26 protein-coding genes and 1 riboswitch are annotated in these 24,154 nt (G+C 63.6%); of the genes, 12 read left to right on the top strand and 14 right to left on the bottom strand.

Annotation, left to right across the window (positions count from 1 at the left end):
* Positions 1-52 precede the first annotated feature (52 nt).
* The 6 genes from MGMSRV2_RS00445 to MGMSRV2_RS00420 all read left to right on the top strand — a co-directional run bounded on the left by MGMSRV2_RS00445 (position 53) and on the right by MGMSRV2_RS00420 (position 4,970).
* Positions 53-664 (top strand): DapH/DapD/GlmU-related protein, encoded by a 612-nt coding sequence (locus MGMSRV2_RS00445; protein WP_024078347.1) that lies wholly within the window; start codon positions 53-55, stop codon positions 662-664.
* Positions 665-809: 145 nt separating this feature from the next.
* A complete protein-coding gene (gene phnC / locus MGMSRV2_RS00440; protein WP_024078346.1) occupies positions 810-1,673 on the top strand; it encodes a phosphonate ABC transporter ATP-binding protein in 864 nt (287 codons plus the stop codon).
* 43 nt (positions 1,674-1,716) lie between these two features.
* A complete protein-coding gene (gene phnD / locus MGMSRV2_RS00435; protein WP_024078345.1) occupies positions 1,717-2,718 on the top strand; it encodes a phosphonate ABC transporter substrate-binding protein in 1,002 nt (333 codons plus the stop codon).
* A 73-nt stretch (positions 2,719-2,791) separates the two neighbouring features.
* On the top strand, positions 2,792-3,586 hold the full coding sequence (gene phnE / locus MGMSRV2_RS00430; RefSeq protein WP_024078344.1) for a phosphonate ABC transporter, permease protein PhnE: 795 nt from the start codon (positions 2,792-2,794) through the stop codon (positions 3,584-3,586).
* 105 nt (positions 3,587-3,691) lie between these two features.
* Positions 3,692-4,432: a hypothetical protein gene (locus tag MGMSRV2_RS00425; RefSeq protein ID WP_024078343.1), complete on the top strand. Its 741-nt coding sequence runs from the start codon at positions 3,692-3,694 to the stop codon at positions 4,430-4,432.
* Positions 4,433-4,544: 112 nt separating this feature from the next.
* Positions 4,545-4,970: a hypothetical protein gene (locus tag MGMSRV2_RS00420; RefSeq protein WP_024078342.1), complete on the top strand. Its 426-nt coding sequence runs from the start codon at positions 4,545-4,547 to the stop codon at positions 4,968-4,970.
* Positions 4,971-5,047: 77 nt separating this feature from the next.
* Here the strand turns inward: MGMSRV2_RS00420 and MGMSRV2_RS00415 are convergent, their stop codons facing one another.
* The 9 genes from MGMSRV2_RS00415 to phnG all read right to left on the bottom strand — a co-directional run bounded on the left by MGMSRV2_RS00415 (position 5,048) and on the right by phnG (position 13,498).
* Positions 5,048-6,112 (bottom strand): helix-turn-helix transcriptional regulator, encoded by a 1,065-nt coding sequence (locus MGMSRV2_RS00415; protein WP_024078341.1) that lies wholly within the window; start codon positions 6,110-6,112, stop codon positions 5,048-5,050.
* 124 nt (positions 6,113-6,236) lie between these two features.
* A complete protein-coding gene (locus tag MGMSRV2_RS00410; protein ID WP_052588810.1) occupies positions 6,237-7,727 on the bottom strand; it encodes a GGDEF domain-containing protein in 1,491 nt (496 codons plus the stop codon).
* Between the two features lie 192 nt (positions 7,728-7,919).
* Positions 7,920-9,065: an alpha-D-ribose 1-methylphosphonate 5-triphosphate diphosphatase gene (locus MGMSRV2_RS00405; protein ID WP_024078339.1), complete on the bottom strand. Its 1,146-nt coding sequence runs from the start codon at positions 9,063-9,065 to the stop codon at positions 7,920-7,922.
* Entirely contained in the window at positions 9,062-9,748 is a 687-nt protein-coding gene (gene phnL, locus MGMSRV2_RS00400; RefSeq protein WP_024078338.1) for a phosphonate C-P lyase system protein PhnL, read from the bottom strand. Before phnL ends, MGMSRV2_RS00405 begins: the two co-directional genes overlap by 4 nt.
* On the bottom strand, positions 9,745-10,521 hold the full coding sequence (phnK, locus tag MGMSRV2_RS00395) for a phosphonate C-P lyase system protein PhnK (RefSeq protein WP_024078337.1): 777 nt from the start codon (positions 10,519-10,521) through the stop codon (positions 9,745-9,747). Before phnK ends, phnL begins: the two co-directional genes overlap by 4 nt.
* Positions 10,518-11,357, bottom strand: coding sequence for an alpha-D-ribose 1-methylphosphonate 5-phosphate C-P-lyase PhnJ (locus MGMSRV2_RS00390; RefSeq protein ID WP_024078336.1), 840 nt, complete (start codon positions 11,355-11,357; stop codon positions 10,518-10,520). The genes phnK and MGMSRV2_RS00390 overlap by 4 nt, the downstream gene beginning before the upstream one ends.
* Entirely contained in the window at positions 11,341-12,426 is a 1,086-nt protein-coding gene (locus MGMSRV2_RS00385; RefSeq protein WP_024078335.1) for a carbon-phosphorus lyase complex subunit, read from the bottom strand. The genes MGMSRV2_RS00390 and MGMSRV2_RS00385 overlap by 17 nt, the downstream gene beginning before the upstream one ends.
* A gap of 3 nt (positions 12,427-12,429) precedes the next feature.
* On the bottom strand, positions 12,430-13,035 hold the full coding sequence (phnH, locus tag MGMSRV2_RS00380; RefSeq protein WP_024078334.1) for a phosphonate C-P lyase system protein PhnH: 606 nt from the start codon (positions 13,033-13,035) through the stop codon (positions 12,430-12,432).
* Positions 13,036-13,039: 4 nt separating this feature from the next.
* The gene (gene phnG, locus MGMSRV2_RS00375) at positions 13,040-13,498 is read right to left on the bottom strand and encodes a phosphonate C-P lyase system protein PhnG (RefSeq protein ID WP_024078333.1); all 459 of its coding nucleotides are present in this window, start codon (positions 13,496-13,498) and stop codon (positions 13,040-13,042) included.
* 95 nt (positions 13,499-13,593) lie between these two features.
* On the opposite strand from phnG, the gene phnF reads away from it, so the two are divergent.
* The 3 genes from phnF (at position 13,594) to MGMSRV2_RS00360 (ending at position 15,813) form a co-directional block, all read left to right on the top strand.
* Complete coding sequence (gene phnF, locus MGMSRV2_RS00370) at positions 13,594-14,331, top strand: phosphonate metabolism transcriptional regulator PhnF (RefSeq protein ID WP_024078332.1); 738 nt, start codon at positions 13,594-13,596, stop codon at positions 14,329-14,331.
* Between the two features lie 121 nt (positions 14,332-14,452).
* On the top strand, positions 14,453-15,103 hold the full coding sequence (locus MGMSRV2_RS00365) for a DUF1045 domain-containing protein (protein WP_024078331.1): 651 nt from the start codon (positions 14,453-14,455) through the stop codon (positions 15,101-15,103).
* Positions 15,085-15,813 carry an endonuclease/exonuclease/phosphatase family protein gene (locus MGMSRV2_RS00360; protein ID WP_024078330.1) on the top strand — a complete coding sequence of 243 codons (729 nt, stop codon included), beginning with the start codon at positions 15,085-15,087 and terminating at the stop codon, positions 15,811-15,813. The genes MGMSRV2_RS00365 and MGMSRV2_RS00360 overlap by 19 nt, the downstream gene beginning before the upstream one ends.
* On the opposite strand, the gene MGMSRV2_RS00355 is transcribed toward MGMSRV2_RS00360, so the two are convergent.
* From MGMSRV2_RS00355 to acuR, 3 genes are read right to left on the bottom strand one after another with little or no spacing between them, the layout of a single operon-like run.
* On the bottom strand, positions 15,810-16,394 hold the full coding sequence (locus MGMSRV2_RS00355) for a peroxidase-related enzyme (RefSeq protein WP_024078329.1): 585 nt from the start codon (positions 16,392-16,394) through the stop codon (positions 15,810-15,812). The genes MGMSRV2_RS00360 and MGMSRV2_RS00355 overlap by 4 nt on opposite strands.
* A gap of 14 nt (positions 16,395-16,408) precedes the next feature.
* Positions 16,409-17,392 (bottom strand): acrylyl-CoA reductase (NADPH), encoded by a 984-nt coding sequence (gene acuI / locus MGMSRV2_RS00350; RefSeq protein ID WP_024078328.1) that lies wholly within the window; start codon positions 17,390-17,392, stop codon positions 16,409-16,411.
* 4 nt (positions 17,393-17,396) lie between these two features.
* Positions 17,397-18,026, bottom strand: coding sequence for an acrylate utilization transcriptional regulator AcuR (gene acuR / locus MGMSRV2_RS00345; protein WP_024078327.1), 630 nt, complete (start codon positions 18,024-18,026; stop codon positions 17,397-17,399).
* 180 nt (positions 18,027-18,206) lie between these two features.
* Here acuR and MGMSRV2_RS00340 point away from each other — a divergent pair, with 180 nt between their 5' ends.
* Both MGMSRV2_RS00340 and MGMSRV2_RS00335 read left to right on the top strand, forming a co-directional pair.
* Complete coding sequence (locus tag MGMSRV2_RS00340; RefSeq protein WP_024078326.1) at positions 18,207-19,838, top strand: diguanylate cyclase domain-containing protein; 1,632 nt, start codon at positions 18,207-18,209, stop codon at positions 19,836-19,838.
* 48 nt (positions 19,839-19,886) lie between these two features.
* Positions 19,887-20,369: a hypothetical protein gene (locus MGMSRV2_RS00335; protein WP_024078325.1), complete on the top strand. Its 483-nt coding sequence runs from the start codon at positions 19,887-19,889 to the stop codon at positions 20,367-20,369.
* Positions 20,370-20,375: 6 nt separating this feature from the next.
* Here MGMSRV2_RS00335 and thiC read toward each other — a convergent pair whose 3' ends face one another.
* Entirely contained in the window at positions 20,376-22,193 is a 1,818-nt protein-coding gene (gene thiC, locus MGMSRV2_RS00330) for a phosphomethylpyrimidine synthase ThiC (RefSeq protein WP_024078324.1), read from the bottom strand.
* Positions 22,194-22,234: 41 nt separating this feature from the next.
* A riboswitch (TPP riboswitch) is annotated at positions 22,235-22,347 on the bottom strand.
* Positions 22,348-22,523: 176 nt separating this feature from the next.
* On the opposite strand from thiC, the gene MGMSRV2_RS00325 reads away from it, so the two are divergent.
* Positions 22,524-23,561: a hypothetical protein gene (locus tag MGMSRV2_RS00325; RefSeq protein WP_052588808.1), complete on the top strand. Its 1,038-nt coding sequence runs from the start codon at positions 22,524-22,526 to the stop codon at positions 23,559-23,561.
* An 81-nt stretch (positions 23,562-23,642) separates the two neighbouring features.
* Here MGMSRV2_RS00325 and rplQ read toward each other — a convergent pair whose 3' ends face one another.
* On the bottom strand, positions 23,643-24,062 hold the full coding sequence (gene rplQ, locus MGMSRV2_RS00320; RefSeq protein ID WP_024078322.1) for a 50S ribosomal protein L17: 420 nt from the start codon (positions 24,060-24,062) through the stop codon (positions 23,643-23,645).
* Between the last annotated feature and the right edge of the window lie 92 nt (positions 24,063-24,154).

The raw sequence follows: 24,154 nt of genomic DNA, 5'->3' as shown, positions 1-24,154 counted from the left end.
CAAAGCCGCCGCCAGCGGCTTTATCACGGACACAACCGTGATGGAGACGACGATGAGCCTGAGTGAAAATCCGTGGATCGATCCCGAGGCCGAGGTCAGCACTTGCACCTTGGGCGCCTATACCGCCGTGCACGCCCGCACCCAGATGCGTGAAACCAGTTTCGGCGATTACAGCTACATGATGGAGGATGGCGACTGCATTTACGCTGATATCGGCAAATTCGTCTCCATCGCCCGCATGGTCCGCATCAATCCGGGCAATCATCCGCTGGAACGGGCCTCGATCCACCATTTCACCTATCGCGCCAGTTCCTACGGCCTGGGTGACGACGATCTGGCCTTTTTCGACTGGCGCCGCGACCACCGGGTCAGCATCGGCCACGACGTGTGGATCGGCCACGGCGCCATCATCATGGCCGGCATCACCATCGGCACCGGCGCGGTGGTCGGCGCCGGATCGGTGGTCACCCACGACGTCGCCCCCTATACCATCGTCGCCGGCGTACCGGCCAAACCCATCCGCCGACGGGTTACTGTTGAAACCGAAGCGCAATTGTTAAGTTTGTCTTGGTGGGACTGGCCGCACGACAAATTGAAGCAGGCGCTGCCCGACTTCCGCACACTCAATGCCGAGCAATTCATTGACAAGTATCAGCCTGGATGACCGGGCGATGTTGTCTAAGACCAGCACTATACATATCCACAATTGGTAACAACTTTATTTTCATAAAACGGAAACCAAGCCTCAATAAAACTGACGCGGTTGATCGTTATGCTCCGTCGGAACGTATTCAATCCGAGGTGAGGGTATGACCAAAGCCGCCAAGGTGATGGTTCCGGCGATCAAGGTGACCAGACTCCATAAGACTTTCAATTGCTGTAAAGCCTTGGATGGCGTCAGCCTGGATATCAATCCGGGCGAGATGGTCGCCCTGATCGGCGCCTCGGGGTCGGGCAAGTCGACGCTTCTGCGCCATGTGGCCGGGCTGGCGGTCAGCGATGCCGGCCCCCAGGGCGGCAGCATCGAGGTGTTGGGCCGCCCGGTCCAGGCCTGCGGGCGTCTGGCCGCCGACATTCGCGCCACCCGCGCCCGCGTCGGCTTCGTCTTCCAGCAATTCAATCTGGTCGGCCGCCTGCCGGTGATGACCAATGTGCTGACCGGTTCGCTTGGTCGGTTGCCGTTGTGGCGGTCGCTGTCGGGCCTGTTCCCGCTGGAAGACCGCGAACGCGCCTTCGACGCCTTGACCCGCGTCGGCATCCCGGAAACCGCGTGGCAGCGGGCCTCGACCCTGTCGGGCGGCCAGCAGCAGCGCGCCGCCATCGCCCGCACCTTGGTGCAGCGGGCGCAAATCATCCTGGCCGACGAACCCATCGCCAGCCTGGACCCGGAATCGTCGCGCCGGGTGATGGAAACCCTGGCCACCATCAACGCCGAAGACAAGACCACCGTGGTGGTCTGCCTGCATCAGGTGGATTTCGCCATCCGCTATTGCCCGCGCACCATCGCCCTGAAAAAGGGCGTGGTGGTCTATGACGGCCCCTCGGCGGCACTGACACCGGCCTTGCTGCGCGATCTTTACGGTGCCCAGGCCGAGGAATTGGGGGCCGGCATCCAGGGCTCGGCCAGTTTCGTCACCGGCACAACCGCGGCCCTGGCCGCCGCCGCCGGCTGATTTTCATTCTTTTCCCGCTTACCGCAACCGAAGGAACCGACCCATGAAGATTTCCGCGACCATCTTGGCCGCCGCCACCCTGGGCAGCCTGTTCGCCGCCCCGGCCCTGGCCCAGGAAACCTTGAATTTCGGCATCATCTCGACCGAATCGAGCCAGAACCTGAAGCAGGAATGGGTGCCGTTCCTGGCCGAGATGGAGAAGCAGACCGGCTTCAAGATCAAGGCGTTCTTCGCCCCCGATTACGCCGGCATCATCGAAGGCATGCGCTTCAACAAGGTGCAGGTGGCCTGGTTCGGCAACAAGTCGGCCATGGAAGCGGTGGACCGCGCCGAAGGCGAAATCTTCGTCCAGTCGGTGGATGCCGAAGGCAATCCCGGCTATTGGTCGCACCTGTTGGTGCACAAGGACAGCACCCTGAACAGCGTCCAGGACGTGCTGAAGAACGCGGCCGAACTGACCTTCAGCAACGGCGATCCCAATTCCACCTCGGGCTTCCTGGTGCCGGGCTATTACGTCTTCGCCCAGAACGGTGTCGACGACCCCAAGAAGATTTTCAAGCGGGTGATCAACGCCAACCACGAAACCAACGCCATGGCGGTGGCCAACAAGCAGGTGGACGTGTCCACCAACAATTCGGAAAACCTGCGCCTGGTCCAGGCCCGTCAGCCGGAAAAGTTCGCCAATATCAAGGTGATCTGGACCTCGCCCCTGATCCCCGCCGACCCCATCGTCTGGCGCAAGGATATGCCCAAGGATGCCAAGGACAAGATCAAGACCTTCTTCCTGACCTACGGCGTCGCCGCTCCGGGCAAGAGCCAGGACCAGGTGAAGAAGGAAGTCGAGACCCTGGCCGGCCTGCAATGGGCGCCGTTCAAGCCGTCGTCCAACGACCAGTTGCTGCCCATCCGTCAGCTTGAGCTGTTCAAGAACCGCAACAAGATCGCCGGCGACGCCAACATGAGCGAAACCGACAAGAAGGCCAAGCTGGCCGAAATCGACGCCAAGCTGGCCGATCTGACCAAGCGTATGGCCGCTTTGAAGTAGATTCTCTGCCTTATCGGGCGGCCCCCATGCCGGGGCCGCCCGTTTCCATGTCCATCTGTCAGGAACCCCTCTCATGTCCACCGCCCTTGATACCGCCCGCCTTTCACCGCCGCCGCGCCAGTCCCTGGCCAAGCTGCTGGTGTGGGGGCTGATTTTCGCCGTGCTGGCGGCATCGTGGTCGGGGGCGGAAATCCGGCCCTGGGCCCTGATCACCGACGGTGCCAACATGGGCACCTTCATGGCCGATTTCTTCCCGCCCAATTTCGCCGACTGGCGCTATTACCTGGAAGAAATGCTGGTCACCTTGCAGATCGCCATCTGGGGCACCGCCCTGGCGGTGGTCTGCGCCGTGCCCTTCGGCCTGTTATGCGCCGAAAACGTGGCGCCGGCCTGGGTCAACCAGCCGGTGCGCCGGTTGATGGATTCCTTTCGCGCCATCAACGAAATGGTCTTCGCCATGCTGTTCGTGGTCGCCGTCGGCCTGGGGCCGTTCGCCGGCGTGCTGGCCCTGTTCGTCCATACCACCGGCATCCTGGCCAAGCTGTTTTCCGAAGCGGTGGAAGCCATCGACCCCCGCCCGGTGGAAGGCATCCGCGCCACCGGCGCCAATGCCCTGGAAGAAATCGTCTTCGGCATCATCCCCCAGGTGATGCCGCTGTGGATCAGCTATTCGCTCTATCGCTTCGAATCCAACGTCCGCTCGGCCACCGTGGTCGGCATGGTCGGCGCCGGCGGCATCGGCGTGGTGTTGTGGGAAATCATCCGCGGCTTCTATTTCGCCGAGACCTGCGCCGTCATGCTGATCATCATCGTCACCGTGTCGCTGATCGACATCGCCTCGTCGCGCCTGCGCAAGCTGTTCATCTGAGACATCTGCGACAATCTGCGGAGACGCAGGAACAACCGCCATCCGCAGCGATTTTGTAGACTCCCTCGACGCAGAACGCGTTATTGGATGGGGGAGTCCGGCAGAATGGCCACCGATTACTTCACCGCCGAACCCGCCCCCGCCGAGTTGGGGGTGGTCCAGGCGGCCCTGAATGGCATGGATGCCATTGAGAACCTGCTGTGCCGCATGCGCAGCCTGGCCCTGATCGCCCAGGGCACGCCCCAGGCGGGCGAGCGGCGCGCCCTGGCCCGCGGCTTCGACCAGTTGCGCCGCGACCTGGACTTCATCGCCGCCGGCACCTTGGACATCGCCAAGGCCTGCGGCGAAGGTCAGATTTCTCCGGCCGAATATCAGCAATCCTCTCACGCGGTCATCGCCGTCTGCGAAGCCGACGGCAACAATGCCTGGCTGCGTCTTTCCGGCCTACCGCCCCACTGCCGCTTTCCCGCCGGCGACCGCCGGTTCGTCGATGCCGATGCCGATGGCAATCTGGAACTGACCCGCCTGGACGGGCCGACCTGCAAGAACACCGTCTTCGACGCCATCTACGATCTGTTGCACGGCGAGACGGTGGTGGTGCGCTCGGCCATCGACATGGCGGTGGCCGTCAACGGCATCAGCCATCCCGATCTGTGCCTGCATATCCACCGCATCGATCACGGCTGGGGCAGCATCTTCGGCCATGCCCAGGCCATCGAAAGATCGCTGGTTCAAACCAGCATGGCCCTGGACGGCCTGCATTGCATCGCCAGCAGCTTCGGCGCCTATGTCTACCGCCTCTATCAACGCTACGGCTTCGGCGAAATTCCTGCCAACGACATCTAATACATTGAGACGAATGCGACATCATCCGTGGACGCACAGACAATCAGCACTGTTTCCGGCGGCGTAGAGTGGGTGGCATGGAATGGGGTTCCATGGGGATGGAGGGAAAATCATGGCCACCGACGTCAAGCTGACGCCGTCGACACGGGATACATTGCTGTCGATGCAAAATACCAATGCCAAGACAGTCGTGGACGAACGGGCTGGGGAAAAACCGGTCGCCGCCGACCGCGCGGAGGATATCATCCAAATCGCCGGCAACAGCCTGACCCAGGCGGAAAAGACCTTTGCCCAGATGAAGGGCGCGACCTTGCTGGCACAATCGGCACCGTCGATCCCCGAACGACAGGAACTGGTCGAACGCCTGGGCGATTTGCGCCGGTCGTTGAACGCCCTGGGGCTTCCGGCTCACGGACCAGATGACGACCTTAACGTCGACGACGCCTATCTGATCACCCGGGCGGCACGCTGGGCGTTGGTCGAAACGCCGGTCAATCTGGCCGGGCGAAGCGAACGGAGCCTGCTTGGCCTGTTCTGATCCGCCGTCGGCAGTCAGGCGGCACCCTGGCTGCGGCGGATAAGGCTCCCGCCCCCGCCCCGGCGGCGGGAGCCTTTTTATCGCCAGGCGGCGCTGGCGGTCAGCGACTTGGCCCAGCGCCACATGCATTCGGCATCCTCGACGGCGCTGCCGCCACTGGGCATTGCCAAATCCAGACCTTTCCCGCACCGCTGCGCCCCCATGTCCCGGGCCTCGCTCGGGCTCATGCCGAAATGGCTGCGAAACAGATGGCTGAAATGGCTGGGCGAGATAAAGCCGAAATCCAAGGCGATATCGAAAATACCGCGATGCGTGTGCCTTGCCCCGGTAATAGCCTTGAAACAGGCCATCAGCCGGCGGCGCTGAATGTGTTCGCGCACGCCGCCATGGGGCTTGAACAACCGGTAAAGGGTGGCGCGCGAACAGCGGAACTTGGCGCAGATGGAATCGACCCCAAGGTCCGAATCGTTCAACTGGCTGTCGATATGGCGACAGATAGAGGCGAACATGGCCGTCTGCACCTGGGCGGCGCCAGTGTCGCCGTGCCCCATCAAGGCGTCGAGCAACCCCAACAGCGACTGGGTCAAAGCCGGAATGCTGTCCATGCTGGCGGAAGGCAACAAGCGCCTGAGCGACAGCATGTGATCGCGCAGCAGGTGATTGCACACCGAATTGTCGGCGAAGACCTGGCCGCGCAAATCGGCCAGATGCGGCACTTCGTCCAACACCAGCTGGCGCGGCAACACCATCACCACCGCGTCGGAATCCTCGGCCACCGCCTCGACCGAATAGGCCAGATTGACGCCGTAAACCTTGCCGGGAACGATGGTGTAATCGATGCCGCCATTGGCAACCTGGTTGCGACCATCAATGAAGAGCTGCAGGCTCAGATGATCGGCATCGTCGTGTTGGGCCATCAGGCCACGGTCACGGCGGAAGGTTCGGCGGCTGAAGATGGTGTCGATATAGAGAAAACGACCCAGATGATATTGATGAATCTCCGGCGCCTTGCCGGCTTGATCCGGCTGGCGGCACGAGCGGGATTCCAGCATGGGGGCGATACTCTGGCACCACAAATCCTCCTGCTGCTCGGCAGGCAGGCTTCCGGTCACCAACGACGCCCTGGGTATGAGCGTGCTCATCCTTTGTCCCTTCACCGGATTTCTTCCGGTCGCGTGACACCACATGCCCCCGCTTTGCAGGTGGCATCCTTGGACTATGAACAGACACCCATAACAAAAAGTTAAAGATAAACTTTAAGTAATATCAAATAAAATACGACCCGTTCCGACCTAAGGTCTTTGCCTGATAAAGTGCCCGGTCAGCGCGATCCAACACCGTCAGCATATCACCATCGTCATCAGCCAATGTGGCCACACCTATACTGATAGTTATAGTGATGCGCCGACCATCTTCGCTGCGGGTGACCACCTCCCCCAGACAGCGGCGCAACCTTTCCGCCGTCATTTGGGCTGCCACCTTGTCCAGACCGGGCAGCACGGCGGCGAATTCCTCGCCGCCCATCCGCGCCAGCAAATCCTCACCCCCCAGGGCGTCGCGGCAGGCCCTGGCCACCGTCACCAACACCTGATCGCCGAGACCGTGGCCATACTTGTCGTTGATGATCTTGAAATGGTCGACATCCAGGTAAAGCACGGCCAGCGGCGCACCAGTGCGGCGGGCACGGTGCAATTCCTCGTTGGCGCGCAAGATGAAGTGGCGGCGATTGCACAAACCGGTCAGCGGGTCGGTCATGGCCTGATGTGTCAAAATCTGCTCCAGCCGCCGCCGTTCCTCGATCTCGCGCCGAAGTCGCCGGTTCAGCCGCACCACTTGCACCGCCACCGTCGCCACCACCAGGACAAAAACCCCTCCCACCGCCAGAACGGTGTAAACCCAGCCCAAATCGGGCTCGGTTTCGGCGTCGAACAGGAAAGCCGCCAGATCCACCGGCGTGGCGATCAGGCCGGCGCGCTGGAAAGCGGCGGCGATGCCGTCCCAGCGCTTGACGTTCATGTAACCGATGCCGACCACGTCGGCATCCATCAGCCGGCGGATTTCCTCGGCCTCGTAGCGCAGTTTCAGCGGATCGATGTCGGGGGCATATTTGTCGTTGATCAGGCGCATGGCCTGGTTGGGGTGTTCAAGTGCGTGATACCAGCCCTTGATCACCGCCTCACGCACAGCGCGCACCAGATCCGGGTTCTCCGCCGCCAGACGGGCGGAAGTGAACAAGGTATCACCATAGAAATCCATGCCGATGGAACGCGGATTGAATATCTGGTGCCCGATCTTGTCGGTCAGCAGCGTATAGGTTTCGTCCGAGCTATAGGCGGAAGCCGCATCCACCTTGTGCCCGAGATCGCGGATATCGCCGCTATGGGGCATCAACCGCACCTGGGTCATGTCCACCCCGGCCAGATGCAGATAGGCCTGCAATTCGGCGGAATGGGCCTCCAGCATCAGCCGCCGACCGGCCAAGGCCTTGGGCTCGTCCAGGCTGGGAATGGCGGCCAGGACAAAGGGCGAATGCTGCAAGATCGCCGCCACCGCCACCACCGGAGCACCCCAGGCGTGATTGATCAGCAGCGATGAATTGCCGATGCCGAACTCGGCGCCGCCGCCCACCACCACCTGGGCCGGATCGATATGGGGGCCGCCGGGCAACAACCGCACATCCAGCCCGGCCTCACGAAAATAGCCCTGCTCAAGTGCGGCATAAAAGCCAGCAAACTGGAATTGATGCGTCCACTTCAACTGAATACGCACAATTCGTGCAGAAGAAGCAGGGGTTTGGGTGGTCTGCGCCGCCACAGAGGCAATAGGCACAGAAACGAAAACCATCAAACAAACAATGAATAGATGAAAAACATTGAATTGACGCATGACCAAAAACCATTTCCCCGACTACGGCGATTTTACCCTTTCGCCGCAGCCGGGGAAAATGATTTATGACACGCGCACACCTTGGCGCCACACGACCCGGACTACCGGCATGTCGCCGGTATCGGCGACGCGGACCAGATCGGCGCGCTTGCCCACATCGATGCTGCCGCGATCGGCAAGGCCGGCCACATCCGCCGGGTTCTTGGCCACCAGGGCCAAGGCAGCGGGCAAATCCCAGCCAAGTTCCCCGTGATGCAGCATGAAGGCGGCATGGATCAGGCTGGACGGCACGTAATCCGACGACAGCACGTCCAGGCACTCCTTTTGCGCCAGTTCCAAGGCCGAGACATTGCCGGAATGCGAGCCGCCGCGCACCAGATTGGGGGCGCCCATCAGCACCTTCATGCCGCGCTGGTGCGATTCCTTCGCCGCCGCCACCGTGGTCGGGAATTCGGAAAAGTGGATGCCCAAACCGGCGGCTTCCTCCACATGGTCGCTGGTGGCGTCGTCATGGGTGGCCAGGATCAACTCGCGGCCCTGGCAGGCGGCGGCGATGGCGCGGCGATGCGGGTCGGAATATTGGGCGCTGGCCGCCTGCTGCTTGGCGGTGAAGGCTTCCATCTGTTCGGCGTTGAAGCCGTATTTGCCCATGTAATATTCGCGGTACTTGTCTTCGTGCACGAACTGGCGTTGGCCCGGCGTGTGGTCCATCAGCGAGACAATGCCGACCCGCTTGTCGGTGACGAAGCCGTTGAACGAGTCGAGGATGTTCGGCGACGACACCTCGCAGCGCAGGTGCAGGCGGTGTTCGGCCCTGAACCAGCCTTCATCCGCCACTTCGCCCAGGGTGTGGATCATGGCCTCCAGATTGGCTTGGCGGGCCGAGCCCTCGATCATGTCGCCCAGCGACACCGCGTCGTAGACGGTGGTGATGCCGGCGGCGGCCATCTGGGCGTCGTGCGACAGACAGGCCGAGCGGGAATGCCAGCGCACGCCGGGGCGCGGGGTGAAGTGCTTTTCCAGATTGTCGGTGTGCAGTTCGACCAGACCGGGGATGACGTAATCGCCGGCGCAATCCACCGCGCCGGGCACATTACTCGGCCCCTTGGCCAGGGCAACGATGCGTCCGCCCATGGCGTGCAGCGAACCGGTGAACACCTCGGTTTCGGTGACGATGCGGGCATTGGTCAGGATCAGTTCTTCGTTCATGCCGAAACCTCGGGCTGCATGGTGACGATACGCGAAGACACCGCCTCGCGCACCTCGTCGTCGTGGAAAACACCGACCAGGGCGACGCCCCTGGCCTTGGCCTCTTCAATCAATTGCACCACCACGGCGCGGTTGGCGGCATCCAGCGACGCGGTGGGCTCGTCCAGCAACAAGATGGGGTGGTCGCTGGCGAAGCCGCGCGCGATGTTGACGCGCTGCTGCTCGCCGCCGGAAAACGTCGCCGGGGCCAGATGCCACAGCCGTTCGGGGATGCGCAGCCGGGCCAGCAGGTCCGCCGCCCTGGCCCGCGCCAGTTCCATCCCCACCCCCGTGGCCCGCAACGGCTCGGCCACCACGTCCAGGGCGCTGACGCGGGGGATGGCGCGCAGGAACTGGCTGACATAACCCATGCTGCGACGGCGCACGTCGATGATAGCGCGCGGCGGGGCACTGGCCACATCCACATAAGAATCGCCGTGGCGGACCATGATGGCTCCGGCATCGGCCTTGCAATTGCCGTACAGGCAGCGCAGCAAGGTGGATTTGCCCGAGCCCGAGGGGCCGTGCAAGGTGACGCATTCCCCCGCCTCCACCGACAATTGGGCCTCCCGGAACACCGGAATGCTGATACCGCCCTGGGTATGCAGGACATAGGTCTTGGACAGGTCGCTGACGAGGATCATGGCTGCAACACCGAAGAAACGAGAAGCTGGGTATAGGGATGGTGCGGGTCGTCCAGCACCTGATCGGTCAGGCCGTGCTCGACCACCTCGCCGCCCTTCATCACCATCAGCCGGTGGGCCAGCAGGCGGGCCACCGCCAGATCATGGGTGACGACGATGGCCGACAGCCCCAAATCGGTAACCAGACGGCGCAGCAAATCGAGCAGGCGGGCCTGCACCGACACATCCAGGCCGCCGGTGGGTTCGTCCATGAACACCAGACGCGGATGGGTGACCAGATTGCGGGCGATCTGCAAGCGTTGCAGCATGCCGCCGGAAAACGTCGCCGGCTGGTCGTCCATGCGGGTCGGGTCGATCTCCACCTTGTCCAGCCAGGTGCCGGCCTGTTGGCGGATCTGGCCGTAATGGCGAGCCCCCACCGCCATCAACCGCTCGCCCACATTGGCCCCCGCCGACACCCCCATGCGCAGACCGTCGCGCGGGTTCTGGTGGACGATGCCCCAATCGGTGCGCATCAGCATGCGCTGGCGCGGCTCGGACAGACCATAGACATCGACCAGCCCCTGGTCGGTGGTATCGTATTCCACCACACCCGTGGTCGGGCGCTGGCGGGTGGACAGGCACGACAGCAAGGTCGACTTGCCCGATCCCGATTCGCCGACGATGCCGATGACCTCGCCCGGCCACAATTCGAACGACACGTCGCGGCAGCCGATTCGGGCGCCGTACATATGGGTCAGGCCGCTGACCCGCAGCAGGGGGTGATCGTTCATTGTCCCTGCTCCTGTCGCCGTTCGCCGCAATAATCACTGTCGGAACACACATACATGCGCCCGCCCGCATCGTCGGTGACCACCTCGTCCAAAAACGATTCGGTGGCGCCGCACAGGGCACAGGCCTGATCCCAGCGCTGCACCTCGAACGGATGATCCTCGAAATCCAGACTTTTGACCGAGGTATAGGGCGGCACCGCGTAGATGCGCTTTTCCCGCCCGGCGCCGAACAATTGCAGCGCCGGCGACATGTCCATCTTGGGATTATCGAATTTGGGGATAGGCGAGGGCCGCATCAGATAGCGACCACCCACCAGCACCGGATAATCATAGGTGGTGGCGATGTGGCCGAAGCGGGCGATATCCTCGTACAGCTTCACATGCATGGCGCCGTAATCGGCCAGGGCATGCATCTTGCGGGTTTCCGTCTCGCGCGGTTCCAACCAGCGCAACGGCTCGGGGATCGGCACCTGATAGACCATGATCTGGCCGTCGGACAGCGGCATTTCCGGGATGCGGTGACGGGTCTGGATCACCGTCGCCTCGCGGGTTTTCTCGGTGGTCGCCACACCGGCGGTGCGGGCGAAGAAACGGCGGATGGAGACGGCGTTGGTGGTGTCGTCGGCGCCCTGGTCGATGACCTTCAAGCGGTCATCGGCGCCGATCACCGCCGCCGTCACCTGGATGCCGCCGGTGCCCCAGCCATAGGGCAGCGGCATTTCCCGGCTGCCGAACGGCACCTGATAGCCGGGGATGGCCACCGCCTTCAGGATGGCCCGACGCAGCATGCGCTTGGTCTGCTCATCCAGGTAAGCGAAGTTATAGCCGGTACTCATGGGCGGCCTCCGCGTTTTCGCGCCGCAAACGCCGGATCATTTCCAGTTCCGACTGGAAATCGACGTAATGGGGCAGTTTCAGATGCTGGACGAAGCCGGAGGCTTCCACATTGTCCGAGTGATAGAGGACGAATTCCTGGTCCTGGGCCGGATTGGTCGCCTGCTCGCCCAAGTCTTCCGCCCGCAAGGACCGGTCGACCAGGGCCATGGCCATGGCCTTGCGCTCGCCTTGGCCGAAGGTCAGGCCGTAGCCGCGGGTGAATTGCGGCGGGATATCCTTCGAGCCCTTGAACTGGTTGATCATCTGGCACTCGGTCACGGTGATGGTGCCGATGTCGATGGCGAAGCCCAGCTCTTCCGGCACCAGTTCCACCGCCACCTCACCCATGCGGATTTCGCCGACGAAGGGATGGGTGTTGCCGTAGCCGCGCTGGCTGGAATAGGCCAGGGCCAGGATGAAGCCCTCGTCGCCGCGCGCCAGATTCTGCAAACGTAGATCGCGCCCGGCGGGAAAGTTCAAGGGTTGGCGGGTCAGGTCGCCGGGGGTGGCAGCGCCGGCCCCCGACGGCTCGATCAAGCCTTGCTGATGCAGCACATCGGTGACCCGGGGCGCGGGCTCAAGCCCGGTTTCGGCGCTTTCCACCGCTGGGCGCGGCGCCCCTTCGGCGGCCAGGGCGAAATCGAGCAGACGATGGGTGTAATCATAGGTCGGCCCCAGCACCTGACCGCCGGGCAGATCCTTGAAGGCGGCGGAGATGCGCCGGCGGATCGCCATTGCCCCGGTCTCCACCGGCAGGCTGGCGCCGAAGCGCGGCAAGGTGGTGCGATAGGCGCGCAGCAGGAAGATGGCCTCGACCGCATCGCCCTGGGCCTGCTTCAAGGCCAGGGCGGCCAAGTCACGGTCGTAGACCGAGCCCTCGGTCATCACCCGGTCCACCGCCAAGCCCAATTGCTGCTCGATCTGGGCCAGCGTCAGCTCGGGGATGGCTTCATCGCCGCGCCGATCCTCGGCCAGCAGCGCATGGGCATTGTCGATGGCCTTTTCGCCACCTTTCACCGCCACATACATGGCCTAACCCTCCAACAGGGTCGAACGCGGCAGCGCGGCCAACTGGCCGGGGGCGGCGAACAACAGATCGACACCGCGCGGGAACAGCGCATGGTTGTCCTGGACCCAGGCCTTGAACGCCGACGGCAATTGACCGGCGGCCAGAATGGCCTGATCGCGGATGCCCGGCCCTTTCAGCCGCCACGACTCGCCGCCATCCAGATGCGGTACCTGGACGATCACCGTGGTCGAGCGGTCGGGATATTCGTCGCTGCCCAGATGAAAAGCGGACAGCGGCGGCATGGATTTGGCGTCGGTGACCAGGGCGAAGGCCGCCTGAGCGGGCGCCTCGACCAGCGGGCAGCCGCAATGGAAACGCACATACTCGACCAAGCCCGGCTGGCGGGCGGCGGGGTCAAGCCACAGCGGCGTCTCGTAATCGGCCAGGGCCAGGACCAGGGCAGCGGCCACCGGATTGACCGGCTGCGGCGCCACCGGCAATACCGGTGCGGTGACGATGGTGCCGGGACGCGACATGGCTTCCAGCACGGCGCGGAACATCTTTTGCGAATCGGCGACCGGATCGGTGAAACCCGGCAACAGGCCGGTCTGGGGGGCAAGTGCGTTCACGGGTTCAATCCTCTCCGCGGACCATGGTGAAGAAATCGACACGGGTGGCGGCGGCCTTGCGCGCATCCGTGGCGCGGTCGTGATCGAGCCGCGCCTGCAACGGCGCCAACAGCTTTTCATCGACCGTTGCCCGCCAGTCCTCGTCCTGCATCAGGGCGTCGGCGATGGCCGCCATCTCGGCATGGCGGGCCGAGCGCCCGGCCACCCAGGCATGACCGACCACACCGTTTTGTAGCCGCACCGAGCAGCGGGTCACGGTCATTTCGCCCAGATTGAACGGACCGCCATCGCCACCCATGCGCCCACGCACCATCACCAGCCCCACTTCCGGGCGGCGCAGGTAGTCCCAGGCGGGCAGGCTTTGCAGGTCGGCCCAAAAATGGGCGAGGCGGCTTTCATCCGACTTGGCCAACACCCCCATCCATTGGCGGCGGGCATCTGTATCTTTGGTTTGCGAGAGCATGGACAAATCCGAAAAAGGTCTAGACATCTATATGTTCTGACGCCACAATGCCCTTATCGGCCCAGATCTTTCAAGCGCAACAAGGTGAAACTTCCATGACGACGACCGACCTGTCCCGCGGTGCCGGCACCGCGCTTTGGCGGCAAATCGCCGAAACCCTGGAACGCGACATCATCGCCGGCAAGGTGGCGCCCGGCCACAAACTGCCGACCGAGCACGAATTGGCCGGCCAGTTCGACGTCAACCGCCACACCGTGCGCCGGGCCATCGCCGCCCTGGGGGAAAAGGGGTTGGTGCGCATCGAACAGGGGCGCGGCACCTTCGTGCAGGAAAGCGTCATCGAATATCAGGTGCGCCGCCGCACCCGGTTCTCGGAAAACATCGCCGCCAACAAGCGCGAGGCCTCGGGCCGGGTGGTTCGGGTGGTGGAAGTGCCGGCGGAAGGGGCGGTGGCCAAGGCGCTGGAAATCCGCAAGGGCAGCGCCGTGGTGATGATCGAACGTCTGGCCGAGGCCGATGGCCGCCCCATGTCGGTCTCGGCCCATTACTTCCCCAAGGGCCGTTTTCCCGATATCGCCGCCATCTATCAGCAATCGGGCTCGTTCACCCAGGCCCTGGCCCATTACGGCATCGCCGACCCCATCCGCCGCACCACCCGGGTGACGGCGCGCACGGCGCGGGCGGGCGATTCGCATCTGCTGCAACAGCCGCCCAACAAACCGATCCTGATGAGCGAAGGCATCAACATCGACGCCACCGGCAGGCCGGTGGAATACACCGTGGCGCGTTGGGCCTCGGACCGTGTGCAACTGGTGTTCGAGCCGGGCACCTGATCTTTGGACCAATCCCGCATAGGTCTAGTCATCCGGATAGCTGTCACACAACGTTCACTGCCCGATCCGCACAAGGCCAAGTAAGAGAACGCCGCCCGCCGACGCGAAAGACCGAAGCGCCATGACCACACGCTATGCCCTTTACGTCATCCCCGAGGACGGCACCGCCCTGGCCCGCCTGGGTGAAGACTGGCTGAGCACCCTGCCCGCCGATCTGACCGCAGAGGCGCGGGTTTACGGCTTTCACGCCACCTTGAAGGCGCCGTTCCGTCTGGCCCCGGGCCAGACGGAAGAGCAGTTGCGGGCCGCATGCGCGACCCTGGCCAGCCAATCCGCCGCCATTGACGAAGCCCCGCCCGTCCTGGCCCGCCTGCATGGCTTTTACGCCCTGCGACCCGGCCAGGATTCCGCCGCCATTCAGGCCCTGGCGGCCGAGGCGGTGCGCCGTCTCGATTCCTTCCGCGCCGCCTTGAACGCGGGTGAACTGGCCAAGCGGCTGGCCGCGCCCCTGTCGCCGCGCCAGCGGGATTTGCTGGAGCATTGGGGCTATCCCTACGTCTTCGATGAATACCGCTTCCACATGACCCTGACCCGCCGACTGGACGAGGCCGAGGCGCCCATGGCCGAGGCGCTGTTGCGCCCGCTGGTGGCCGAGGCCGAGGCGGAACCCTTGCGCATCGCCTCGATCTGTCTGATGCGCCAGCACGACGGCAGTGTCTTCACCTTGTTGCAGCGCTTCACCCTGGAGGGATCATGCGCGTCATCAGTCTGAACACCTGGAAAGGCGACGGCGCCTATGGCGCCCGTCTGGCCGCCATGACCGAAGCCCTGGTCGAGTTGCGCCCCGACGTGGTGCTGTTGCAGGAAGTCCTCGACGCTCCGGCCCTGGGTCTGCACACCGGCAACACCATCGCTGCCCGCCTGGGCTGCCATGTGGCCAATCTGGCCTTACGGGAAAAGCCGCGTAACATCGAAGGCATCCGCGCCGACAGCCGGTCGGGACTGGCGGTGCTGTCGCGCTTTCCCATCCGCTCGACCTTGTCCATCCCCCTGCCCGACCATGCCGACGACGGCGAACGCGCCGCCCTGGTGGTGGAAATCGACGCCCCTGCCGGGCCGTTGACGGTGACCAACCTGCATCTGACCCATCTGGCGCAAAATGATCTGCGGCAACGGCAATTGGCCGCCGCCCAGCAGGTGACCAAGCGTCCCGGTACCGCCCTGATCGGCGGCGATTTCAATGCCCCCATCGAAAGCTTTGCCTTGAACGCCACCGGCTGGCGCGATTGCCGCAGCGAATTGGGGCAACCGCCGCAATCGACCCTGACCGGCCAGCCCGATGGCCCGTGCATCGACCATCTGTTGTGGGCGGGTCGCGGACGTCCGCCCAAAACCTGGCGCGTCGACCTGGACCGGCTGACCCAGGACGGCCAGCCGGCGATCAGCGATCATTGCGCCGTGGTGGTCGATCTGGCCGATTAGCCCTTGGGCAGCCGCCCCATCAGATAGAATTCATCGTTGGTGCGGATGGACCCCATATTGACCAACCGGTTGGACAGGCCGAAAAAGGCGGAAATCGAGCCGATATCCCAGATATCGTCATCGCTGAAACCATGGCCGCGCAAAACCTCATGATCGGCCTCGCTGATTCCCCAGGCGGCTTGCGACACCTTCATGGCGTAATCCAGCATGGCCTTTTGCCGGGGCGTGATGTCGGCCTTGCGGTAATTAACCGCCACCTGATCGGCCAACAGCGGGTTCTTGGCCCGGATGCGCAGGATGGCGCCATGGGCGATGACGCAATATTGGCACTGATTGGCGGCCGAGGTGGCGACCACGATCATCTCGCGCTCGGCCTTGGACAACCCGCCGTCGCGCTCCATCAAGGCATCGTGGTAGGCGAAAAAGGCGCGGAACTCGTCGGGCCGATGGGCCAGGGCCAAAAAGATGTTGGGGACGAAACCGGCCTTTTCCTGCACCGCCTCGATGGTAGAACGGATATCGGCGGGCAGGTCGGCCAGCTTGGGCACGGCGAAGCGGCTGATGGGTTTACTGTCGGTCACGGAACTTTCCCCCTTTACGAATTGACGTCGACGACGACGCGGCCACGCACCTGACCGGACAGCAATTGGCCGGCGGTTTCGACAACCTGCCCCAGGCCGATGGTGGTGGTTATGGCCTCCAGCTTGGACACGTCCAAATCGCTGGCCAGACGCTGCCATGCCTGAATGCGCTGGTCGCGCGGGCGATAGACGCTGTCCACCCCGGCCAGGGTCACGCCGCGCAGGATGAAGGGGGCGACGGTGGCGGGAAAATCCATGCCCTGGGCCAGACCGCAGGCGGCGACCACGCCGCCGTACCGCATCTGGGCGCAGATATTGGCCAAGGTGTGGCTGCCGACGCTGTCCACCGCCGCCGCCCAGCGTTCCTTAGCCAAGGGCTTGCCCGGCGCCGACAGGGTATTGCGGTCGATCACCTCGGCCGCACCCAGGGATTTCAGATAGTCTGCCTCTTGCGGGCGCCCGGTCGAGGCGGCGACGCAATAGCCCAGCTTAGCCAGCACCGCCACCGCCACCGAGCCGACACCGCCGGCGGCACCGGTGACCAGCACCTCGCCCTTTTCCGGGGTGATGCCGTTCTTTTCCAGGGCCAGCACGCACAGCATGGCGGTATAGCCGGCGGTGCCGATGGCCATGGCCTGGGCAGGCGTGAACGGCGCCTGCAACGGCACCAGCCAATCACCCTTCAGCCGGGCCTTTTGCCCCAGCCCGCCCCAATGGGTTTCGCCCACGCCCCAGCCGTTCAGCACCACTTGATCGCCGGGCTTGTACCCGACATGGGACGAAGTCTCGACCGTGCCAGCCAGATCGATGCCCGGTACCATGGGGAAGCTGCGCACCACCGGCCCCTTGCCGGTGATGGCCAAGCCGTCCTTGTAATTGAGGGTCGAGTACGCGACCCGCACGGTGACGTCACCTTCGGGCAGGCGATCATCGGCCAGTTCGGTCACGCCGGCGCGATACCCGGCATCGTCCTTTTCGATCAGGATGGCTTTGAACATGGAGCTACTCCGTCAGAAGCGTGAAAAATGTTTCGGCGAACACGTCCATGGGCCGGGTCGAGCGGGTCAGCTTGGCCCGCAAAATGGCGCCTTCCCACCCGGTCCAGAAGAACTCGGCCATGCGCTCGCAATCGACGTCGGGCTTGATCTGGCCGGCGGCGCGGGCCTGGCGCAGGCAAGCGGCGACGCGGGCCTGCCAATCCATCATGATGGCTTCGAGGCGACGGCGGAATTCATCGTGGCTTCCGCCCAGTTCCTGGCCCAGATTGCCGACCAGACAGCCTCGGCGAAAATCGAACCGGGCCATGCCAGCCTTGGCGTCGGCGACGAAATCGGCCAGACCTTGCAGCGGCAGTCGGGCCGGATTGGCCAGCCAGCGATCCAGCTTGGCGGCGAAATAGGCGCCATAGGCATGGATGACGGCAAAGCCGAAATCATCCTTGCTGGCGAAGTAGTGATAGAACGAGCCCTTGGGCACCCCCACTTTCTTCAGCACCTGATCGATGCCGGTGGAGACGAATCCCTGCTCGGTCAGCAATTCCACCCCGGCGCGAACCAGGGCTGTGCGTGTATCCGTATTATCGGGCGCCACCTTGGGGGGGCGACCACGCCGGCGGGGGAGAGTGCTGTTCATGATTTTTAAAATAGACCGGTCGTATATTAATTGTCAAGGCGGCCAAAAACCATATCAAACCTAGGGTAAAGGCCCTATCCATCCGCAAAAATACTGCCGTTTTCGGCTAATTATCAGCACACCCCTTTGACAACCCGCCATGGCCTGTGGCCATGTGTGCAGACGCACAAGGGGACCGAAATGGGCTTTGACCGAGTGGCGGCCAGGTTGAAACGCCTAAGCCGCAGCATCATCTTCAAATTGATGACCCTGGCCCTGATCATGGTGGCCATGGGCTTCGTCACCCGCTTCACCATGCTGCGCACTCTGCTGACCGAGGACGTGGTCGCTTTGTCGGCGGCCCATCAATTGTCCATCGCCGAATACGCCGCCCGCGATGTCGAAGACAAAGTGCGGTTGCGGTTGGAGCTATTGACCAATCTGGCCAATGGCCTGCCGATGGCCGGACTGGCCGGGCCGCAACGGCTGAATGCCTGGCTGACCGAGCGCCACGCCGCCCTGCCGTTCTTCTCGCAAGGCCTGCATCTGATCCGGGCGTCCGATGGCGCCATGTTGGCCACCTCGCGCCCCGACCTCCCACTTATTTCCATTGTCGACAGCGACTGGTTCAAGGCGGTTCCCGCCACCGGCGCCGCCCATATCGGCAAGCCCTACCGCCACGGCGAAGACGGCACGGCAGTGCTGACCATGGCGGTGCCGGTCCGCGATCAGGCCGGTGCGGTGACCGCCATCCTGACCGGGACCAGCGCCATCAACTCCCCCAATTTCCTCTATCAGCTGGCGGAAAAGAGGGTGGGGGAAACCGGCGGCTTTCTGCTGGTCGATCCGCGCGATGGCCTGTTCATCACCGCCACCGATTCCGATCGGGCACTGAAGCCGCTGCCGGCACCGGGGCTGAACCCGCTGCATGACCGGGCCATGGCCGGCTTTCGCGGTACCGGCATCACCACCAACCTCAAGGGTGTCGAGGAATTGTCGGCCATCGCCTCGGTGCCGACGCCGGGCTGGTTCCTGGTCGCCCGCCTCCCCACCGTCGAGGCCTTGCAGCCGGTCGAGCACATCATGACCCTGGTCATCCGCGGCAGTATCGTGGTGTCGGTCACCGTCATCACCGTCTTGCTGATCATGCTGCCGCGCCTGTTCCGCCCACTGACCCAGGCGGCGCGGCAATTGCACCGCATGGCTCGTGGCGAGCAGGAAATCCGCTCGCTGCCCATCCACAGCGATGACGAGGTGGGCGAGGTGGCCAAGGGCTTCAACTTCCTGCTCGGCGTCTTGCGGGAAAAGGAAGAAGCCCTGCGCCAAAGCGAAGCCCGCATGAGCCATCTGGCCCATCACGACATGCTGACCGGCCTGCCCAACCGCGCCATGTTCGAGGATCGGCTGGATCAGGCGCTGATGCGGGCGCAACGCCAGGGCCAGGGCTTCGCCCTGCTCTATGTGGATTTGGATGGCTTCAAGCCCATCAACGACAGCAAGGGTCATCAGGCCGGCGATGCCATGCTGCGCCACGTGGCCGATTGCCTGACCAGCCAGTTGCGGCAAACCGACACGGTGGCCCGTATCGGCGGCGACGAATTCGCCATCCTGCTGACCGATCTGGATGAGCCCGCCCCCACTGCCAGCCGCATCGCCGAACAATGCCGCAATGCGGCCCGTCAACCGCTGAACTGGGGCGACACCGAATTACGTGTCGACCTGTCCATCGGCATTGCCTGCTACCCCTTCGACGGGCGCAGCGCCGGCGACTTGCTGCGCCATGCCGACCACGCCATGTACGAGGTCAAGGGCCAGCATAAATCCATCGCCTGACCTGCCGTCATCGTCCGTATCAGCTTCAGGTACCGACGGAGAAAGACCATGGCCCGCCACGACGATGTGGAATACATGTCCCGCCAATTAGTGGCGATCATCCTACGCAATCCGCACTGGCACCACGGCCTGGATGATCTGTGCCGTTCCCTGCACGCCGATGCCGCGCACGCCCAGCCGCGCCGGGTGATGATGGCGGTGGCCGCGCGGGCGGAAACGATCCTGCGCCATATCGCCCAGGGTGATCACGTCAGCATCGGTCGGCTGTATTTCGATGTGCTGCCGGCCCTGCCCCACCCGCTGACCCAGGCGGTGATCACCGCCCTGGAACAGCCCGAGGGCGCCTTGCGGCTGTTGCGGGAGTCCGGCTTCATGCCATCACTGCGCAAGGATGGCAACGGCACCAGTTTCATCGAGATCGAAATTCCCGACACCGACAAAACCATCTGCCCGGCCACCAGCGACGCCATCATCGCCGCCATGGGCGAGATGGGCGAAGCTCCCGTGGGGGAGCTTCGCACCATTCATTGAGGCGGCTTACTCCGCCGCCGGCTTTTCCGCCTTATAGATTTCGCCGCCTTCGCTGCGGAACTTCTCGCTCATCTGCTCCATACCCTGCTCCGCAGCCATGTCTCTTACCTCCTGGCTGATCTTGTAGGCGCAGAATTTGGGTCCGCACATGGAACAGAAATGGGCGACCTTGGCGCCTTCCGCCGGCAAGGTCTGGTCGTGGAATTCCAACGCCTTGTCCGGGTCCAGCGACAGGTTGAACTGGTCGCGCCAGCGGAACTGGAAGCGGGCGCGGGAGAGCGCGTCGTCACGCTCGCGCGAGGCCGGCACCCCCTTGGCCAGATCGGCGGCATGGGCGGCCAGCTTGTAGGTGACCACCCCTTCACGCACGTCCTGGCGATCGGGCAGGCCCAGATGCTCCTTCGGCGTCACGTAGCACAGCATGGCGGTGCCGAACCAACCGATCATCGCCGCACCGATGGCGCTGGTGATGTGGTCGTAGCCGGGCGCGATATCGGTGACCAGCGGCCCCAAGGTGTAGAACGGCGCTTCGCCGCACAGCTTAAGCTGTTTTTCCACATTGACCTTGATCTTGTGCATGGGCACATGGCCCGGCCCCTCGATCATCACCTGGCAATCGTGCTTCCAGGCGATCTTGGTCAATTCGCCCAGGGTTTCCAACTCGGCGAACTGGGCGGCGTCGTTGGCGTCGGCGATGGAGCCGGGACGCAGGCCATCGCCCAACGAGAACGCCACGTCATAGGCCTTGAGGATTTCGCAGATATCCTCGAAATGGGTGTAGAGGAAATTTTCCTTGTGATGGGCCAAGCACCACTTGGCCATGATCGAGCCGCCGCGGCTGACGATGCCGGTGACCCGCTTGGCGGTCAGCGGGATATAGGCCAGACGCAAACCGGCATGGATGGTGAAGTAATCGACGCCCTGCTCGCATTGCTCGATCAAGGTGTCGCGGAACACTTCCCAAGTCAGGTCCTCGGCCTTGCCGTCGACCTTCTCCAGCGCCTGATAGATGGGCACGGTGCCGATGGGCACCGGCGCATTGCGCAAGATCCATTCCCGCGTCGCATGGATATGACGCCCGGTAGACAAATCCATCACCGTGTCGCCGCCCCAGCGGATGGACCACACCATCTTTTCCACTTCTTCCGACACGCTCGACGCCACGGCGGAATTGCCGATATTGGCGTTGATCTTGGTCAGGAAGTTGCGGCCGATGATCATCGGCTCGGTTTCCGGGTGGTTGATATTGGCGGGGATGATGGCGCGGCCGCGGGCGATTTCGTCGCGGACGAATTCAGGCGTCACCTGATCGGGGATATCGGCGCCGAAATCCTCGCCGTCACGTTCCGCCGCCGCGCGCGCCTCGGCGATGCGCAGGTTTTCGCGGATGGCCACATATTCCATCTCGGCGGTGACGATGCCGCGCCGGGCATAGGCCATCTGGGTCACCACCTGGCCGGCCTTGGCCCGCAGCGGACGCAGACCCTGGCGGTCGAATACCGGCACGCCGATGACCTCGCCCGGCTTCAGCCCGTCGTCTTCCGGCTTGTGGGCACGGCCTTCATATTCCTCGACGTCACCGCGCGCCAAAATCCACGGGCGGCGGATTTGCGGCAAGCCCCGGGTGATATCCACCTGTGCCGCCGGATCCGTATAGGGCCCCGAGGTGTCATAGACACGCACCGGCGGTTCTTCCGCCGACGGCTCCAGGTCGATCTCGCGCATGGCCACGCGGATATCGGGGCGCGAGCCTTCCACATGGATCTTGCGTGAACCGGGCAAGGCGCCGGTGGTGACCTTAAGCGACTCGGGATTGTCGAGCATGGTGTTCCGCCTTCAAAATGGACGGGGATGCTGGACGAATGGCGGAGTTGCGGTCCGATCCCTTCGCCGGCATGACCCGGATCAGGTTCAAAGGGTCGCCGGCACTAGCCCCGGCCTCTCAGCCTCGCTCGTCGAGACCCCCCTTCGGTACAGTGTTGTGACCATGGGACCAAGCGCCCCCGGAAGTCAACCCCACGCATTCTGCGGCTTTGTCACATTGTGTCGTTTGCTTTGCCCGAGCTTATCGCTCATTATCATCAATTGCGACTTTAGGAGGGGATGGGGCCGTCCAAGTCGGGGGGGGAGCAGAATTGCTTCCAGAGGTGTGCGTTGAGCGAGATAGACCACAACAGTGCGGTCAAACGCATCACCGAGGCCCTGAAGGGTCCGGTGGCTGATGTCTATCGCGAATTGATTCCCGCCTTCCGCGAGTTCAAGGGCGACGCATTCTATGATGCGGTGCTAGCCAGTCCCGACATGCTGCATGGCTGCCTGCTGATCTTCCGCAAACGGCGCGAGGCTTTCGATCATCTGCTGGTGGACGACAAGGGGCGTCTGGTCAATGACGATTTCGTCCGCCTGCGCTGCGGTCGGTCGGTGCATGACATCATCGCCATGATCGTACGCACCCACGCCAAACGCCAATTTCGTCAAAGCCTGGGCGGCGACCCCAATGATGCGGCCAGCAAGGCGGGCCGGCTCTATGCCGCCATGAACGAATATCTGATCCACGAATGGCAAGTGCCACTGGTCGCCCATTACGCCCCCATGCCGGCGGCGAAGATGCGCGAGTTGGGTCCGGCGCTCTTGGATTTGAAGACCGCTGACGAAGTGGACGCGGCCGTGGTCGCCGCCGGCGGCACCCCCATCACCAACAGCAAGGGCACCAACGGCAAGGCCACGGTCAAGGCGCTCGCGCCCCCAGCCCCCGAGCCGATCCTGGTGGAGAACAATTCGCGCGAGCACGATTTCTGGTGGGAGACCCTCAACGACCCGCAGGTGCGCAATGCCCTGGGTCCCTTGTCCGACAACGACAAGCGCGAATTGACCGCCGCCTTTTGCAGCATCTCGGAAGCCACCCGCACCACCTTGCTGGGCGGCTTCAGCCTGTCCTTGTTCCAAGGCGCGGTGTTGATGACCAAATGCTACCAGGGTCTGGGCCGCGCCAGCTTCGCTCAGGTATTCGGCAAACCGGGCAGCCCCGATACGGTCAAGGCCTTCGCCGAGCGGCTGAAAACCCGCAACGTCACCTCACGCATGGACCTCAACTCTCTGGCCCGTACGGTCGAGGCCAATGTCAGCGCCATGGGCCGCCCCAACACCCGTGCCGCCGCCAATGCCAACGCCGCCCGCATCGCCGCGCAATAACACTCCCTCTTGAGCGCCCAGATCGCCGACAACAAAAAAGGCGCCGTTCGCACGGCGCCTTTATCGTGAAATCCGCGGGGCTTATTCCTCGGATTCGGCATTCTTCTCGGCAGTCGGGCCGGAATCGGTGCCCTTGGCCGCCGGATCGCGGTCAACCAGCTCGATCACCGCCATGGGGGCGCAGTCACCGTAACGGAAACCGGCCTTGAGCACGCGGGTGTAACCACCGTTGCGATCCTTGTAGCGCGGGCCGATGACGGCGAACAGCTTGGCGACCACGGCGTCGTCGCGCAGGATGGCGAAGGCGCGGCGACGGTCGTGCAAGGTGCCCGACTTGCCCAGGGAGATGATCTTTTCGGCGATCGGACGCAGATCCTTGGCCTTGGGCAGGGTGGTCTTGATCTGCTCGTGCTTCAGCAGGGCAGTAACCATGTTGGAAAACATGGCCTTACGATGCGAGCTGGTACGATTCAGCTTACGACCGGACATTCCGTGACGCATGACACTCTCCTTGAGCTTGGCCTCGCCGGGCGAGAACCGATGGCACTCCCGAAGCGCCCTCTGAAAGGAAGCACGCTCGGGGCGGACCGGAT

Origin of the sequence: Magnetospirillum gryphiswaldense MSR-1 v2 (assembly GCF_000513295.1) — a bacterium.
GTDB lineage: Bacteria > Pseudomonadota > Alphaproteobacteria > Rhodospirillales > Magnetospirillaceae > Magnetospirillum > Magnetospirillum gryphiswaldense.
The sequence above is the reverse complement of the archived record's forward strand: the minus strand, read 5'-3'. Positions and strand labels throughout refer to the sequence as shown.